The sequence below is a fragment of the Brevibacillus parabrevis genome (assembly GCF_003710905.1).
GTDB classification, from domain to species: domain Bacteria; phylum Bacillota; class Bacilli; order Brevibacillales; family Brevibacillaceae; genus Brevibacillus; species Brevibacillus parabrevis.
The window spans coordinates 315,009-332,456 of sequence record NZ_RHHV01000003.1 but is presented as its reverse complement, the minus strand read 5'-3'; the positions used below and the strand labels follow the sequence as shown (position 1 = coordinate 332,456).

Here is a 17,448-nt window from a genome sequence, read left to right as displayed (position 1 = left end):
ATGGCGGCGCGTGTGATCTGCCAGAGGTGATCATCCATGCTTGAAAAAGGCAAAATATCGGCTTTCCAGATGGGCGTCATGATGTACCCCACGATTATCGCCACAGCCATCCTGTCCTTGCCGGCAACAATGGCTACCTATGCCCATAACGACCTGTGGCTGTCTCCCATTTGGGCATCATTCGCCGGTTTTCTGACGGTTTACGTCTCCCATCGGCTTCATCAGTATTACCCGCAGCAAACGCTGATCGAGTACAGCTGCCAAATCGTCGGGTTGATTCCCGGAAAACTGATCGGCTTTCTCTACTGCTTCCTCTACTTGATGTGGACGGGGCAAATCGTCAGAAACTACGCCGAGTTTGTCGTCGGCGCTTTTCTGTTCAACACTCCGATCGTCGTCGTCATCGCAAGCATGATTCTGGTCTGTGTCTTTGCTGTTCGCGGCGGCATTGAAGTAATTGGCCGGGCAGCCCTGTTGTTCATGCCGCTGTTCGTACTTCCCTTATGCCTCATGGTCCTTTTGCTGCTGCCTGATCTGGATTGGCAAAACTTTTTTCCGGTACTGGAAAACGGCATTGTCCCTTCGCTGAAAGGAGCTGTTGTTCCGCACATCTGGCTTGGCGAGTTTTGGCTGACGGCTTTTCTCTTTCCGTTGTTAGCCGACAGTAGCAAAGGCCGAAAGTGGGGAATGCTTTCCGTGCTGGCTGTAACCATCACGATGATTGCCACCAATTTGTTTTCTCTGTTCTTGTTTGGCAGCGATGTTTCCAGCATGCTCTACCCTTTAATGATTGCTTCGCGCTACGTCAGTATTGCCGATTTTTTCGAGAATCTGGAGTCTGTGGTGATGGCGGTCTGGGTGCTGGGCGCTTTTGTCAAAATATCGGTATTTTTCTACGTCATCGTCCTCGGCAGTGCACAACTGATGGAAGTAACCGACTACCGGCCGCTCGTATGGCCAATCGGCTTTTTGATCGTGCTGTTCAGTTTTTGGGGCATCCCCAACATGATTGTTTTTAACTATCTCGACGAAACTTCGCTTCCTTACTACGGCTTTTTCATGCAAATTCTGTTGCCGCTGCTTCTCTTGCTGATTGCCAAACTGCGAAACAAGCCGCAACGAATGAAGTCAGCCGCATAACAACAGAGCGCGACTTTGAGCAAAAGCCAGCCTCAGGTTATGCGGCTCGGTTTGTATAGTTTTATTATTCAGTCAATTAATAACAGGTTTATCCACAGGTTGTGGATAATTTTTTGCTCATTTATGTGTGTAACTGGAGGCATTTTTGGTATTTGACGATATACTCATCCAATTTTTGCGACATATCGATCACAGTCGGATGCAGAAAGCTTCCTTTTTCCAAAACAAGCTCGGATAACTCTTTACGCATGCTCTCGATACGATGCAACAGATCAGTTGGTTGATCCATGCTAATTCCTCCAGAAACAGTTAGATCATAAGTCCTAGGATTATTATATCATTCGATAGACAGGAAATATAAGGGAAATTATATATTCTTATATAGGCAGCCGCTCATCCGCTGTCAGTCTGACAAGCTCAAGCAAATGAGTCAGATCGCGAATCTCGTACGTAGGCTCGATGTCCAACCGATTTTCCTTGCCTTGCGGATTGAACCAGCATGTATCGATCCCGTAGTTGTGTCCGCCTCGAATATCGGAAGTAAGCGAATCTCCTACGATCAAAGCTTTCGACTTGTCTGTCACTTGCAGCTTGGAAAATGCATAGTCAAAAATTCGTGCATCCGGTTTCTGAAACCCGGCCTCTTGGGAAATAATCAAATGTTCGAAAGCATGGCGAAGAGGCGATGCTGCGATTCTCGCTTTCTGCACTTCGGCAAAGCCGTTTGAAATGATAGCCAGGCGACATCTCGCCAAACTGCTGCATACTTCCTGCGCTCCTTGAATCAGCGGCGTTTCCTGTGCCAGATTGGCCAAAAACTCTTCGTTGAAAGCAACAGCATCATAGGACAGCTCATGCGCTGAAAACAGACGGCTGAACCGCTCCACTCCAAGCTCGTCCAGTGACACGATTCCTTGTTCCAGCTCCAGCCACAGTCTTTTGTTGATTTCACTGTACGTTGCTTGGTAGGCAAGCCAGCCTTCGGGCATTCCAAAACGGTGGAAAGCTTTATCCATCGCATTTTTTTCCGAAATGCCAAAATCGATCAACGTATCGTCCACATCAAAGAAAATCACTTCGTATTTCACAGTTCTCTCCACCCGTCTCTTCCGGCTCGGCACCAGTCGTTTCTTTTTTCATCAATCAATCTATCATCTTATTATAACAGATTTGACATAAGGAACTGCCTATCATCTGGAAGAGTACGGAAGAAAAGTAAAAGAGTCTCCTCTTGCACAGCCCATCAGGTAAAGCGTTGCGTCTTGTACCATCTTCTCTTTCTTTTTGTCACTTTATCAGCCAGCAGTCCCCAAAATGCTTGCACCGAGATGACGATGAACAGCTGCGCATACGTAAAATACGAGAGGCAAGACAAGACGAAGTTTCTCGTCGTGCTTTGACCGATATCGGTAGCCAGAGCCAGATTGATTTGCAGCACATACATGGAGTACATCAGCGCCCAAGCCACGACCAAGTAGACGTAGATATCCTCGGAAAACTGGAAGGGAGACACGACCTCGGGATGAAACCAGGAGATCACCTTGTATACGAGGTTCGTCACAAAAATGATATCGGAAACAACAATCGCCACCATAAACCAAAAGTAGCTCGCTGCATAATACAACACCTTCAGCTTGATGCGCCAGCTCGTGCTGTCAAATAAATGCGAGATGTTCCCGATAACTGTGCGGTAGTTCCCCATCGCCCAGCGTTGACGCTGCTTCATGTAGACGTCAAGCTTTTCCGGCTCCTGCTGGTACGCCTCTGCCTGCGGTGCGAGAGCAATCAGCTGGCCCCGCTTTAATATTTCAAAAGAAATCGCCGTATCCTCCGTAAGGGACTGCTCGTCCCATCCGCCCAACTCCGCGATCAGCGAGCTTTTGACGATAAAGTTCGTTCCCGGAATAGACCCCAACTGAAACAGCTCCCATAGCCCCGTATGATAAACACGATGCATGGTCACCAGTTCCAGATTGATGAATTGGGTGAGTAGAGTTTGGTCGCGATTCCGTGCCTTGTTCCGCCCAAAAACCGCCCCGTACCGCTCCGGTTGCTCCAGCGCTTTTTGGATCAGAAAAGCAAGCGCGTTTTTCTCTGGTGCGGCGTCGGCATCATACACGCAAATCCATTCCCCGGTAGCGAGTTTGAAAGCGTCATTCAACGCTCCCGATTTCCCTCCCTTCCCGGTTCGTTCCAGAACAGTCAGGTTGCGCTGCGAGAACTCTGGCTTGCCATGTACCGCCCGCACGATTTGCGCCGTTTGGTCTGTGCAATTGTCGGCAATGACGATCACTTGCAGCTTGTCCGCCGGATAGTTCAGCCGTAAAATGTGCTCGACTGTCGCGGCGATGACCAGCTCCTCATTGTGGGCCGGAACGAGTATCGTCACGGCTGGAAAAGCGTCCATCTCCGTCGGAATCACCAATTCCTCTTTGCTCTGTCTGGACACAAAGCGTATGGCTCCAGCCATAATCAACGCAGATTCAAACACCGCGACCCAAATACTGATAATTGCGAGCAACAAGAGCCACTCAGCCACTGATTTTCCTCCGATCGTATTTTTTGCTCACTCTGTCACGAAAAACCAACGTGGCGATCGTCAGAAAAACAATCGTAACGGCGAAGATCATACTGATCGCAATGCACAAGGGGATAAACCAGCTGGTGTATGACATAAGAAGCCCCCTCCCTTTTCCAGACCAGATCGGCTTACACGTACTCTCCGATCAGATCAAGTTCCGCATTTCGTTCAAGCGCCGCTATGACGCTGTCGATTTGCTCATATTGATTGAATTGTTCCTTTTGAAAAACAAGCGCTCCCGAGCGAATGACCAGCTTCAACTGTCGTCCTTTTTTGTCCGGAAAATCCTTGTCCATCATGGCGTGTTTAATTCGTTCCGTCAGTTGCCGCAAATAATCCTTGTCCGTCATCGGCAGCAGCACGACAAACCGTCCTTCATCGAGCGAAAACTTGTAATCTTCGAAGCGGAGTTGCTTTTGAATCGTCTGGGACAATTCCAGCAAAAGCCGCGAATACCCCTCTGAGCCAAGAGATTCTTGTACGAACGGCAAAAACTCGATTTTGAACATCGCCAGGCAAAAGCTGTATTTTCCCTCATAACGTTTTGCCAGATTAGACTGTCTGAGCATCGTTTCCGCAAAGGCCATTTTGTTGCCCAGTGTCGTATCAAGATCAATGACCGGGTTGATTTCTTTCAGTTCTTCCAACCGTTCCACGAGTCGCTTGCTGCGCAGCAAGTACGTTTTGATAAACCCTGCAATCAGCACGTTCGCGGGCATGACCAGCAACCAGGCGTACACAATAACACTCGTATTGGCATACGTAGCCAGCCAAACAACATAGCTGACCAAGTAAACAAACACCAAAACGACCGATACCCCCATCGGCAGCACATAACCGAGCAGGAGCGCCAGCAAAATAGCCATGCTCAAAACAAACTCAACCATCGCAAACGACTGATCTATGTAGACATGGACATAAACCAGCGCTTCCTGAAGCACCGTAAGCAGGAGCAAGATGCCGTACCCTATCTCCATCTTGCGTGTCGGAGAATTGTTGTTCATAATTCAGCTCCTCTCATTGCTTATTCGGTTTTCTCATCAGTCCTTATACGTTCGCAGCGCCTCCTCGGCCAAAAGCGGCACCAAATTATCGAAGGCATGCGTATCTTCCTGAAAAACATAGCCGCCCAAAAAGCGGGAGTCATTACTGCGCAGCTGCACCATTCTGGCTTGCAGTTGATTTGCCCATTGCGGATCATCCAGCTTCAGAGCCAGCAAGATTGCCAATCCGTAAACGGCAGGAGATTCATAGGACACAGCTGCTGTGCGACTAGCCCGGTCGTAGCGCCCCGGCAATTGGTGCTGCTGCGCGAACTCCTTTTTCAAAAAAACAACCAGCTCCCGAGGCGTACGCCCGGCCTCTGCCAGATTTATCGCTACAATCAGTTGATCAATGAGATTCACCGAGTTAGCATAGCTGTACATTTGATTCTCGATGTGGAATATTTTAGGGTAAAATATTCCGTCGTTCGGCATGTTCATTAACAGATCACGGTAGCGCTGGTACACATCTGCGTCTATTTTGTTGTGATCCGCCATCCTTTTCAGGGCGGACATGTCGACGTAAACGAGGCTGAGTGTCTGCGGAGACTCCTTTTTCGCGAAGTCATAAAAGTCGACGAGATATCCATGGTGTATGGACGAAGCGAATAACGATTGTGTTACCGCTTCTGCCGCTTTTGCGTATTCCTCATTTTCCCAACTGTCAGCCGCCTTCCAGAGCGCATCGACAATTCGCAGATCATCCCCGAGAGCATTTGTCGTCACATGCGGCTGCCCGTCCGGCGACAGCTTCCAGTAAATTCGGTTTTGTGGAGTCAGAAAAAAGGTCCGTAACAACCGAAAACTGTCGGCAAACAATTGCCGGTCACCTTTCACCCACGCATATTGCATCCATATGCCGAGGGACTCAGACAGCGCTTCTCTGCCTGCCGCTATGTCTTCATTCGTGGAACGGGCTTCCTGCAAATAAGTAGCCAACGTGCCATTCGGATTCGTCATGTATTGCCGGATAAACGTCTCTGTCGGGGAAACAGGCGAAAGCCGCTCTGCAAACACGGCCAAATAAGTAAGGGAAGACACCGTCAGAATGGACAAGCCGGTAACTAACAGCTTTTTCTTGTTCGTAAGCAAAGCATTGTGCAAGCTGGCATCATTCCTGTCCAATAGAAAGGATTATTTCGTTTAATTTACTTTTATTTACTAATTATGTTATTTGTTATTCAGTATAGTATATTGGTTTTTGGCCGTCTATTTATATTGTAAAAAGTAATATAGAAGATGTTTCCATTTGAAATAATCATGGCCATTTGATTGGTCAAAAGCAGTCACATCCCTGCTCATGAACAACCTCGAAACGTTTTTTACGGAAAAAAAGCCTGTCAGCTTTCCGACAGACTTGCCTATTGAGCGTGAGCAGCCATTACTCTCGCTTCTGTTGCGCCTTCACGAGCTGTTTCTCCCAGTCGATCAGCCGCTTGCTTTTTTTCGAATAAGAGGATGCCCCGACGACTTTGTCCCATTCCTTGCTTCCACACATCGGACACCGATATCGTTGTCGCCTCACTTCGATCTCGATAACCTGACCATCAATCATGTCTTTGAACATCTGGTCTTTATGATCGGTTTTATGCAGCTTTTCATGTCCGCACCCATTGCATTTGATAACAGGGATAATAAAGAAATTCCATACAGGTTTCATCACACTCACCTCCCAGAACTTTGGACATGTCCTGTGGCAGGTACGGCTTTTTTATTGTATCAGGGGCAACTGAACAAATTCTAAACAGGCATCTGCCTTTTGCCTATAATGTAACGCCCTACAAAAAGACCGTTCTATAAAACGAACGGTCTTCTGCTTTGTGTGTGAGTCTAAAATTTGATCCATCTGTTGCCCGTCTTCCATCGGCCTTGGCATTCAATCGCTCACTAACATACAGTTCGTCCGAAACGGTGAGCATTAACGCGCTTTTGCCGCTAGAAGAACCAAACTCACTCTTCGTGCAACCCATGCCGGAAAATGCTTGCCGAGCCCATTTCTTGCTTTGCTGAATGCTGCCATCATCAAAAATAACCGTAACGCTTCCGTCGTTCATCGCACTCGTTTTGGCAAAATCCAGCTTGTTCATTTCAGTCCTGCCACCAGCCTTAGCCTCACCTGCCACCACTTGTCTTGCATTCCACTCCATTTCTTTCACGCTATTCTCGCCTTATCCCTGCAACTCTTCGGATTATAGCGAGCCTACACCGCACAGGCGACTTTCATCGCATACGGCGTGTCATCAACAAATAAAGAAGGTGAAAATGTACAACGGGCATGTTCAGTATATTTATTTGCACTGAACAAACACTGAACAAATCGCCTATACAGTCCCTCCTAACGAAAAATCTCCATATCGAGTGTCTTTCATCGGCTCGGCCACTAACTGCTGCACTCGCTTTTTACATAACAAAAAGCCCTGCATCTCCGATAGAGAGACAGAGCTAGATTTGGGTGCTGCCACCGTTTTTGATTTTTACAACCTTCTTTAAACCATCCTGTTTTACTTCCACTTTCGTTCCTGATTTACATAACAGACGAAACAAACTTGAGCATGTGATTGAAAAATCCAGCCTACAAAATGCTCTTCTTAAACGAAATGAGCTTCTTTCGCCGAATGATATAAGGAGTAAAATGCTTTCTGACCATTTGCAGCATCGCCGCATTGTCTTTTTCCACAACAAACATCGCGTATCGTATCTCCTGATTCTCCAATACTTTTTTCAAGCCTTCGACGAGAACCACGCCAGCTCGGCCCAGTCTGGTAAATTCCTCTCGAACAAACAGACTTTTAAAGAGAGCCATGTTGCTGGCTGCCCGCTTGACCATCAGCCACCCGATTATCTCTCCTTTGTATTGGAGAGCGACACTAAGTTGATGGTCAATGTCGTATCCTTCCTGCCAAGGGGAGAATTTCTCCGGATACCACCGATTACACCCTTCTTGAATGGAAACCAGCTTTTCTTCAGTCAGTTCCGCCCAACTGAATGTACGAAAATGCAGGGGAGCACGTATCGTATTCATCCATTTGGCAGATTTCAATTCCTCCATGTCTGCGATATACACGGTAGATAAAACTTGCCCGCTATCCCAGCCATCCTCCGGCTGCAAAAACTCCCTGGCAGCATTCTCTGATTTCTGTACAACGATGTCATAAGTGAGATAATGGTAGCTTTGCTCTTTAAGCTTGCCCTCCAGAAATTGCAGCAAAATTGTCTCAAGCCCGTACCCACTGTAACTTTTCTCTACCTCTAGAGCGATAATCGAAGCCTGAGACTGTTCACGCGATATTCGAACCACCATATACGCAATGGGTGTGGATGACTCCCGGACACCTATGCCAATGTGTTCACCTTGCGTTTGGCTTACCAGGTATACATGCTCCGGCCGCATCAATCTCCCGTACAGCTCCAAATCGTTTCTTATGTCGTCCAGGGTAAATTTCATCCACGCCCTCCATTTCAAGCTTCCTCATTAAATCATAAGAAAGAGCCAGACTACTTCCAGTCTGGCCATTGGATTTTAAGGTATCAAAAAGCAATTAACGTCTACAGTGACATTTCCTACTTCTACATCTTGAGCATCTTTCAGTGTTGCTTTGAGATGACCAACTGAACCATTAGTCATCGATGCCTGAGGGTCAATGAAAGCACCTTCGCTGAAGTCAAACATCCCATCTACTTTGGTGAATGTGACACTGCCAACTTCTGTTCCGGATTGTTTTACTTTGAAGCTATCGGTTACAGGGTCATATTCATATTGTACAGCATTGGAGTTGTTTGTAACGGTGATGAGATTGCTAACATTTTTTCCAGTTCCTGAGCTGCTTGGATTATTGTTCGAGTCTCTCAATACAACCAAATCCGTGTTGTCAGACTTAACCGTATTAACTTCAACATGAAAAGAACCATTAACAATGTTTAAGCTCGAGCTATTCTTGACTATCCTTTCAGATCAAGGATTTCGTCAAGCCTACACCGTGCAAGCAACTTTCATCGCACACGGCGTACTATCAACGGTAAGGGTATGTACTATTTTACAATGGGCAATTTAAATTGTTGCATAAAACCCGATGATTTTCAATAAAATTGTGACAATTTAACTATTGAAAAATATGGATTATCCTCGAAGGGAATCTCGATAAGGAATACCGCTAGTTGTCTGTAAAAAAGATGCCTCTACATAAGGAAAGGGGTCACTTTGTTTAACGATTCCTTGGGCTGAAGTACTTTTTCTTTTGTTATGGCATATTTCTGTACTCGTTAAAGAATAAAGTCGTGCTTGCTTTTGCTCCGTCAGATTTGTTACCGAGTTGGTCAACAGCGTGTACAGTGATATGCACCGTATTCCCATTTGCAGCATTTAGCTTGTCTATAGCTTGTCTAAAATCTTTGCTTTACCTCTCAGCAAATTGTTGCCTTTATAGGTTTTGAGGCAAATGTTCACGTGACCAAATGTTTGTTGGGGATGCTTCGAACCTTTATTAAGGTACACTTCAAAGTTGTCCACATCACTTTCGCTTGACTGCTCATTCCAAGCATGCGTCATCGTGTCGGAATCCGGATTATCCACTAGAGGAAAACTTGTTGGTTGATTTGGTGGGGTTAAGTCCCATGTAACCGCTGTGCTGCCATCTCCACTTGAAGTAGAAGCGTTATTGGGGCGGCATCATAAGCAACAACAATAAAATGTACACTGTGCCCGTCAACAGGCGTAACTCCGCCATTCATTAGGTTGGACAGGCCGATGTCTTGTTCTTCTGGAAGGGTTGCTTTTTGATACTTATCTAGCGAAGGATTTGTGCCTGGAGGGGTATCTACACTGACAAATGCTTTGTAATGATTGATTCCTTGACTAACCGCGCAACGCTGTCGGCAATCGTCAGCATTGCCACTGTTGTTAGCTTTTGAACGGCGGCGGTTAAAGCTGCACTCTAAGATCATTCGGTGGTACTATGTCGCTATTCTTGTCTTAATAACCGCATAGATTTTCAAATCGAGCCTACACCGTGTAGGCGTTTTTCATTGTTCGCGGCGTTCCCTCAATCAATTAGGACCCTGAAAAAAACAAATAGGACTGCAGCTATAACTCTATCCGCAATCCCTTTGGTTGGTTTTCAATTGTCATCGGTTTTGTGAAAACATTACAATGCCCGTTGTAAGTTTTCCATCCTTCTTATCCGCTGACTGGGTTCCTTCGCTCCGGTCAGTTTTCTCCTCCTCGCCTGTGTTACCACTACGAGTTCAAACGGCAGACCATCGACGCTACTACAAACCCGCCGCCATCTTCCCGGCCTCTTAGGTGCCAACCCACCTCTTCCGGCAAGACTTCAAACGTTCCACCTTGTCTATCCCTTGTTTTGCTGACCTTAGGTCTCCACTATACAATCCGAGAAAAACAGGTTTAACAGCCCAAATTGTTCCTGTCTCGTCTGCACGATCACACGTACAGCGACTGTTGCCAAACCCCTAGCGCTTGTTTTACCTAGCAACAGCTATCTCGTATTGGGTCACCATGGATTCGTCACCTGACCATAGCCAACTTTTAAGGAGCCCCGCCTTGCGCAGTTATCGCAAGTACGACTTCACCTGACTTCATAGGTATTAACGGGTTAGGTTAATTACCTTTGCAGGAGGATTAGGCACATGAGAGTTTTGGCTGTTTCTCATGGATTGGAATTGCACCAATCAATTGAATAAGGCAGTTAGAGTTGTTCTCGCCGTCAAACGAGAGCCAATCCACTTCTTTCACTCTCATTTGAGAGCTTATGAAGTAACGTTTCGTAATTTTTTTAAGGGGTTACTGCAATTGTTTCTGCACTTTTTACTGCTTGACCAGTTAGCGTGCCTGTCAGTGCTACTGGAGTGACTTCAAAGCGAATTTTTTTGTTTAGCTCGCCAGGAGTCAATGTGTAAGCAATTGCTGTAGCACCTGGAATTACAACATCATCTGCGTACCATTTGAAGGTAGATACACCTTGAAGGTCACCGTTGGCATCATTATATGTGTAGCTGCCTGCCAATGTTTGACCGACTTGTGGGGTACCAGTGATTTGAACTGCTGTTGCTATTGGTGCTGCGTTTACTATAGGTCCTACTACATTGCTATTCCTGCCTAGCCACTTTAGTAGTGGCTTTCGGTCAGGCCTACACCGTGCGGGCGACTTTCATCGCACACGGCGTGCCATCGATTACAATTGAAGCTTGCTCATGTACATAGTTCTATGCTGTATCCTTCAATCCTAACCGACTGGGTTCCTTCGCTCCGACCCGTTTTCTCCTCCCCGCCTGCGTTACCACTACGGGTTCAAACGGCAGGTCATCCTCACTACTACGAACCCGCCGCCATTTCACATGAATCATTGACGCTACCCCATCTCCCCATGCGAAACTTCAAACGTTCCGTCCTATCTATCCCTAATTTTGATGACCGTAGGTTCCCACTACTTATTAGAAAGAACAACCAATTTAACAGCCTAAATTGTCTCGATTGCCGCTACACCATTTCAGATGCAGGAAACAGGACTGAACTGTTAGCCTTATAGCAGTCTTGTTCTCTTCCTAACCCATCAACATGGGTTCGTCGCCTAACCATAATCACCTTTTAAAGAGCCCCGCAATACTTTCAGTTGGCAGTTGAGAAAGGATCAGCAATTGTAAAACACACAAAATTATCCACTCTCAACTACCAACTAATTTCTTTACGACTTCACCTGACTTCATCCCTTCAGCTGTGGTAGAGTCTTAAAGGATGCAGGAGGATTAGGCACATGACACGTTCACATAAGAGAGTGTAGTTGGTAGTTACAAATTATATAAAATAACTTATAACTACCAACATTCAACTCCCAAGCGAATAAGGCTGTTGTCACGGACAGGAATTTCACCAGTCGATTCAATAGGACAGTTAGAAAAAGACCCTCAACACCTTATGGTGTGTTGAGTCTTTTTCCACTTCTTTTGCTCTACTTGAGCTTATGAAGTAACGTTTCGTTTATTGAGTAACAGTTTTGGATGTGAAGATCAAAGCATTGCCATGAGCATCTTCAACATCATTAGTAGCAGAAGGTTTCACCACAATTCCGCTGTTCAAATCAGTTGCATTAAATGCAGTTCCGACTTTAACTTTCAGCGTTTTTGTATCCACAATTGTAATTGGTGTTGTTCCATCCAAAGGACGTGCAGTAGACTCAGTTCCAACAAACAGTTCAAAATCGTCAGCAGTCAAATTAGCTACTGCCTCACTGAATGTCACTGTTACCTCGTTAGTGTCAGTCAATTTAGCAGATGTAACTGTTGGTGCTACGTTTTCAATCAGGTTAACTACTTTTGTCGATGCAGTGATTACGTTGCCAGCAGCATCTTTTACATTTTTAATTGTAATGTTACGCTCACCAGAAGCGGTTACAGAGCCTGCTTCAAGAGTCAGTTTTACAGTAGCTGTAGCTCCGTTTGTGGTAAATACAGCACTTTTAATTTGCGCAGCTTCAATGGAGTAGTTGTTGATGTTGAGAGCAGAAGCAACATCAAGCTTTTCATTAAAGTTAACCAGTACAGTGTTGTTGTCAGCACCATTTGCAACGCTTGTTACCTCTGGGGCAGTTGTGTCGGAATTAGAACCACGAGTGAATGTTACGCTGCTTGTTGTTGCCGCGCATTATTAGGAGTGGAAGCTAAATCTTGCACAAGACCAACAGGCAGGCTCAATGTGTACTGACCATTCACCAAAGTAGAAAGATCAAGCTTAACAGATTTAGACTTACCGCTTACTGGGTTGTACAGAGAGAAGTTGCCTGCTGCCGTTACAATAGAACCAGTCGATTCTACACCATCTACAACTTGTGTATAGTTAATTGTTTTTGCATTAATTGGTGTAACGTCTTCGCTATAGGTCAATACAAGATATTCTACACCAGCAATTTTCTCTACTTTATAGCTTGCTACAGTTGGAGCAGTCGTATCAGCAGCGAAGTTTACAACTTTAGAATATGCATCTCCTGGGTTGTTGCTAAGATCGTTGTAAGAAGAAACAGCTACTGCTTGGAGGCCCGATACTGGATTAGTCAGAGTTACTGTATACACCAGACCAGTGCTGTCTTTAGAAATTGTAGCATTTGTGTCCCAAACAAGTGGAGTTCCTCCAACAGCAATAGTTGGGTCTGCCTTCAATTTCTCAGAGAATGAAACGGTAAACACTTTGTCGCTGATTGCAGCAATATCAGCTACAGTTGGTTTTACTGTGTCTGTAGTATCTTTTTTAACAACTGCAGTAGCAGGATTTGGAGAAACCAAATTGTCGTTGAAGTCTTTAGCACCTACTACACTAACTGTGATATCAGTTGCAGCAGCAGCACCAGACAAATCTACAGTGATGAAATCATCACCAGGATTGAACGTAGCAAGTGTAGCACCTGCATCGCTCAGTACTACAGACCCCTTATCTTTCAAAGGCTCAGAGAACCAAACCACTGCAGTAGCATTGTCAGTGTAAGTTACGTTCTTAACAGTTGGTCGAACAGTATCAACGTTCTTCACGATTCCTGAGTAAGCAGCTACCGGATTAGCATTTGCATCAGTCACAGCAGCAGTTACAGTAACCGCATATTCACCGTTAAAGAATTGTGGTCCAGGTGCAGTAAGCGTAAGAGTTTTACCATCTTCACTCAGTTCAGCAAAAGCAGAGTTAGCTGTTACTGCAGGAGCGGAACCGAGACTAGCAAGAGAAATTGCGTTATCTACAAGGGTGCCATCACTTTCAACTACAGTGCTCTTAAGTACAGCTGTTGTAAACTTAATTTGAATAGTTTTCCCGTTAACAGCCTCTACAGACTCAACTTTCAACTCACCAGGAGTTGTTGGATCTACTTTGGAACGAGCATCTTCAGTACCAGAAATAGTACCGTCATTGTTCACTACGCTGTAGAGGTCAGAAAAGTCGCTTTGTTTCAAAGGATCAGCCATAGCTACTTTAACACCCAGGTCGATCATTTCTTGGATTGTAGCACCTTGACCTTTAAAGTTTACGTAAACGAGATTTTTGAAGCCAATAGTTTTCAGCTCGTTTTTATAGGTAGCGCGAGCATCTTTGGTCATGTTGATCAGGGTGTCATTGGAGTAGAATTTCTTTACATTTCCACCGATATACAGACCAGTTTTAGGTGCGGCAAATGCGGAAGCAGCCATGCTAGCTACTACAGCGGTCGCGAGGACAGAAAGAACAACTTTTTTATTCACGTACTACCCCTCCGTATTTTTGATAGGAAGTTCTCTGTATATAGGGTATGTAGAGCATAGAGGGGGCTAATCCCCTCTATGCCCAGCAACAATCCCTACATGATTGTTAGAGGTAATCTTATTCAGCTTCTACAAATTTTACAGTTGCTGTGTCGGATTCACCTTTTTCGTTTTTAACTACCAGTTTGCTGGAAGTTACTTTCTCGTCAGTAGAGTAATCAAGAATTTTCACTTGATTGTCTTTAATTTCGAGAGCGTATTCATCAGTAGCAACTTTGTTACCGTTGATGTAGAATTCAACTGTTTTGATGTCTGTAGCCTTAACACCACTTTCCAGTGTAGCAACTACTTGGTAACCGTTCATGCCACCAGCGATTGGAACAAATTTACCAGTTACAGTGGAAGGAAGAGCGTTCCAACCCTCAGGCGTACCTGGATCGTAACCACCAAGTCCTTGAGCCAGGAACTTCTTGATAGCATCATTGCTGATGTCGTTCTTATCTGCCCAATCTTCGCTACCTACGATCAGGACATAGTCATAACGATCGCCATCGATGTCTTTGCTGTCCATCAGAACGATGTAGTCGCCTTCTTCTACACCATCTTCACCTGCCATGTCATCGTAAGTGTCGATGAATGCAGTGGAAGCTTTCGTGTACAGTTTTTGTACGCGATCTTTTCCATCTTCATCTTTGAATTCGTAAGTGATGGTGTTGCCATCTACTTTGTCAACGCGAGCAACTGTCATTTTCTCGATGTTTGCTTCGGACCATTGAGATTGTTTCAGCAATTTTACTGTTTTGTCGTCTTTGTTGCTGAGAGCTTTGTTGTTTACTACTTCAACAACATCCTCAACAATCACTTCATCATCGGAGTTCAGTTGGAACGCGATGAAATCGCCACGAACGATGCCTGCATCTTGCATATCTTCACGATCATCGTTGAGTTTGAACTCTTTGGAAACAACGTTGCCGCTGTCTTTGTCTTTAGTCAGCACTTTGACAGTATCTTGCTTGTTGGAAGTGTTGTAGTCTTGAACTACACCATAGATAGTGTCGCCTTCAAAACCTTCACCTTCAACTACGAAGATTGCTTCTACTTCATCTTTCTCTTCATCGATGGAGTAGTAAACTTTCAGATCGCTTTCATCCGCAACGTCTTTGAACTTCGCAATACCAGCGTTTTTCAGTTCAGCGCGTTTTCCGGAATCATCCAGTTTACCAGTCATTTTGAAGATAGCAGTTTTGTCAGTTACTTCGTAGTCGCCGACAACGTCATCCTTCTCATCTGCAAGCTTATCCCAAGCAGTGCCGGAAGAAGCAATCAGTTTAGAGCCAGTGATTTTAACTTTGTCAACTTCGCCCTTGGAATCGAAAGTTACTTCCAGCAGTACGATAGAATCGTCTTTGCTTGGTTGAAGGATTCCTTCGAGTTCGTCTGCATCTTTGTCATTTTTGTTATAGCTTTTGCCAAACTCATCATAGATGTCTTTCTTCTCCAAAGAAATAGCTTTGGATTTGCCTTTTTGAGTCATCACAGTGAAGTCATAAGTGTCTTTGGAAGAGTTGTAAACTACACCTTTTGTGATGATTGCTTTTTGTTTGCGATCGTCGATTGGATCTTTTGTTTCAACGTGACGAACGCGGCCGGAAGCATCCAGGACCAATTTCACTGTTTCGCTATCCAGGTTGGTGATCAGATCCCAGTTGGAATCGTCGAGTTTCTTAACATCTTTGTTACCGTTGTCGGAGTAAGTAGCTCCTTTGTAGATGCGGTAAGTTTTGTCACCAACAGTCAGACGTACGTCTGTGCTGCTACGTGTAACAACTTTGTCAACTTTACCTTCTACTACTTGGCGGTTAGCGAATACCAACAGTTTGTCATCATCGCCATCTGCATAGTAAACGGAGTATACGTCTCCTTCTTTCAGATCGCTCAGTTTAGCTGGTTTGCCATCGAGGAATACCAAGAAGTCTTTGCCTTCTTCTTTGTCTTCCAGCTTGTTGTATTTACCAGTGTCGAGGTTGGTGATTTTTTTCTTCTCAACATCGATTTTACCGATAACCTCAGAACCGTATTTCGCTTTGGAAGTTTGGTCCATTTGAGTGTCATCAATTACATGCATGTAAGAAATTTCGTTGTTGTCATCCAATACAACTTTCACGCCGAAAGAATCGTTAGCAGCGATGATGTCTTTCAGAGCATCAACTGGATCGTTGTAACGAGTGAAGTTGTAAGTGATTTTTGTGTTTTTGTTTACGCGGTAAGTTTTGCCACTAGCATCCAGTTCGATTTTCAGATCGGACAGGGAAGAAGTGCTCAGGTCTTTACCGTCGGAAATGGATTTGCCTTTCAGGATGAAGTCGCTCAGACGATCCAATACTACTTCTTGATCTTCGGAACCTTCCATCCAAACGATTACGTTTTCACGGTCTTCTTTGATCCACACTTGTACGCGTTGACCATCGAAATCGTTAGGGTTGATGCCATCAGCTACTTTGTAAGTAGTGTTGCCCAGACCAGCATCTTTACCGTTCAAAGTAACTTCGTTAGCTTTCAATTTGCCCAGACCGATAGCTGGTACGTTAGTAACGAGTGGCAGATCTTCGGAATCACGATCTTTCTTGTGAGCCCACTCCATGTCAACAACGTTAACTTTCAGGTATTTCGTCAGGAGAGTTTTGTCAGTTACTTCGTAACGAATGTCCGTTCCGAATTCAACTTGCTCCATCAGGTCTACGCGAAGAGCGTTGTCGAGCATTTTGAAGATGTCGCCGCGAGTTGCTGCATTGTTAGGAGTAGTGATGCTCTTAGCAATGTTCAGCTCGGAAGCTTTGGAGATCATGTTGTTAGGCCATCCGCTGGAGTTAACAGCTGGACCATATCCCAGAGCGCGAACGATCATAGTTACTGCTTCAGCGTAAGTAACTTGGTTTTGTGGTTTGAAAGTTTTGTCCGGGAAACCTTTTACGATTTCTTCACCGGATGCTACGTTTACAAAACCAGCGAACCAGTCAGTAGAACGAACGTCTGTGTAAGTAGTGTTGAACTGTGCCAGTTTCGCACCTTGCTCCAGTCCGCGAGCGCGAACGATCAGAGTAGCGAACTCTGCACGAGTGATAGTTTTGTCTACACCGTATTCGCCGTTGCCATAACCTGCTACCAGGCCAAGAGCTTCCAAGCGCTTAACGGTTTTTTCCATAGCTGCATCCATTTTTGGAGCTGCTGTAGTAGTTGCATCTTCTGCTGCGAAAGCCATTGGAGCAACGGAAAGTGCGAGTGCACTAGCCAATACACTGTTAACGACCTTTTTCATAACCTTGTGTTCTCCTCCTCTAGTATAAACAAATTGTTCTTGGGGAATATTTGTTGTCAATCTATCTTTCTTTTTAAAGCCCGAATCCTGCAAGCGCGTGTCACCTCCTTTCGCAGGTCAGCTTCGCTTTTTTGCGT

15 protein-coding genes are annotated in these 17,448 nt (G+C 45.2%); 1 reads left to right on the top strand and 14 read right to left on the bottom strand.

Annotated elements, in window-relative coordinates; genetic code table 11:
* Positions 1–36: 36 nt before the first annotated feature.
* Complete coding sequence (locus tag EDM60_RS03080) at positions 37–1,140, top strand: GerAB/ArcD/ProY family transporter (protein WP_122962626.1); 1,104 nt, start codon at positions 37–39, stop codon at positions 1,138–1,140.
* 121 nt (positions 1,141–1,261) lie between these two features.
* Here EDM60_RS03080 and EDM60_RS03075 read toward each other — a convergent pair whose 3' ends face one another.
* The 14 genes from EDM60_RS03075 to EDM60_RS03025 all read right to left on the bottom strand — a co-directional run bounded on the left by EDM60_RS03075 (position 1,262) and on the right by EDM60_RS03025 (position 17,311).
* The gene (locus EDM60_RS03075; protein ID WP_063230709.1) at positions 1,262–1,429 is read right to left on the bottom strand and encodes an aspartyl-phosphate phosphatase Spo0E family protein; all 168 of its coding nucleotides are present in this window, start codon (positions 1,427–1,429) and stop codon (positions 1,262–1,264) included.
* Between the two features lie 88 nt (positions 1,430–1,517).
* Positions 1,518–2,228, bottom strand: a complete 711-nt coding sequence (locus EDM60_RS03070; RefSeq protein ID WP_122962625.1) for a YjjG family noncanonical pyrimidine nucleotidase — start codon at positions 2,226–2,228, stop codon at positions 1,518–1,520.
* Positions 2,229–2,383: 155 nt separating this feature from the next.
* Positions 2,384–3,679, bottom strand: a complete 1,296-nt coding sequence (locus EDM60_RS03065; RefSeq protein ID WP_122962624.1) for a glycosyltransferase family 2 protein — start codon at positions 3,677–3,679, stop codon at positions 2,384–2,386.
* Positions 3,672–3,815 (bottom strand): hypothetical protein, encoded by a 144-nt coding sequence (locus tag EDM60_RS28450; RefSeq protein WP_167470231.1) that lies wholly within the window; start codon positions 3,813–3,815, stop codon positions 3,672–3,674. The genes EDM60_RS03065 and EDM60_RS28450 overlap by 8 nt, the downstream gene beginning before the upstream one ends.
* Before the next feature lie 34 nt (positions 3,816–3,849).
* Positions 3,850–4,725 (bottom strand): GGDEF domain-containing protein, encoded by an 876-nt coding sequence (locus EDM60_RS03060; RefSeq protein WP_122962623.1) that lies wholly within the window; start codon positions 4,723–4,725, stop codon positions 3,850–3,852.
* 36 nt (positions 4,726–4,761) lie between these two features.
* Positions 4,762–5,868 carry a glycosyl hydrolase family 8 gene (locus EDM60_RS03055; RefSeq protein ID WP_122962622.1) on the bottom strand — a complete coding sequence of 369 codons (1,107 nt, stop codon included), beginning with the start codon at positions 5,866–5,868 and terminating at the stop codon, positions 4,762–4,764.
* 277 nt (positions 5,869–6,145) lie between these two features.
* The gene (locus EDM60_RS03050; RefSeq protein ID WP_122962621.1) at positions 6,146–6,424 is read right to left on the bottom strand and encodes a transposase family protein; all 279 of its coding nucleotides are present in this window, start codon (positions 6,422–6,424) and stop codon (positions 6,146–6,148) included.
* A gap of 118 nt (positions 6,425–6,542) precedes the next feature.
* Positions 6,543–6,920, bottom strand: a complete 378-nt coding sequence (locus EDM60_RS03045; protein WP_122962620.1) for a hypothetical protein — start codon at positions 6,918–6,920, stop codon at positions 6,543–6,545.
* Positions 6,921–7,336: 416 nt separating this feature from the next.
* A complete protein-coding gene (locus EDM60_RS03040) occupies positions 7,337–8,155 on the bottom strand; it encodes a GNAT family N-acetyltransferase (RefSeq protein WP_233454063.1) in 819 nt (272 codons plus the stop codon).
* Between the two features lie 129 nt (positions 8,156–8,284).
* Positions 8,285–8,614 carry a hypothetical protein gene (locus EDM60_RS28360; RefSeq protein ID WP_141254115.1) on the bottom strand — a complete coding sequence of 110 codons (330 nt, stop codon included), beginning with the start codon at positions 8,612–8,614 and terminating at the stop codon, positions 8,285–8,287.
* 1,939 nt (positions 8,615–10,553) lie between these two features.
* Complete coding sequence (locus tag EDM60_RS28355; RefSeq protein WP_141254113.1) at positions 10,554–10,784, bottom strand: hypothetical protein; 231 nt, start codon at positions 10,782–10,784, stop codon at positions 10,554–10,556.
* Between the two features lie 971 nt (positions 10,785–11,755).
* Positions 11,756–12,016: a hypothetical protein gene (locus EDM60_RS28350; protein ID WP_148040608.1), complete on the bottom strand. Its 261-nt coding sequence runs from the start codon at positions 12,014–12,016 to the stop codon at positions 11,756–11,758.
* 377 nt (positions 12,017–12,393) lie between these two features.
* Complete coding sequence (locus tag EDM60_RS03030) at positions 12,394–13,995, bottom strand: Ig-like domain-containing protein (protein ID WP_122962617.1); 1,602 nt, start codon at positions 13,993–13,995, stop codon at positions 12,394–12,396.
* Positions 13,996–14,113: 118 nt separating this feature from the next.
* Positions 14,114–17,311, bottom strand: coding sequence for an S-layer homology domain-containing protein (locus tag EDM60_RS03025; protein ID WP_122962616.1), 3,198 nt, complete (start codon positions 17,309–17,311; stop codon positions 14,114–14,116).
* Positions 17,312–17,448 lie beyond the last annotated feature (137 nt).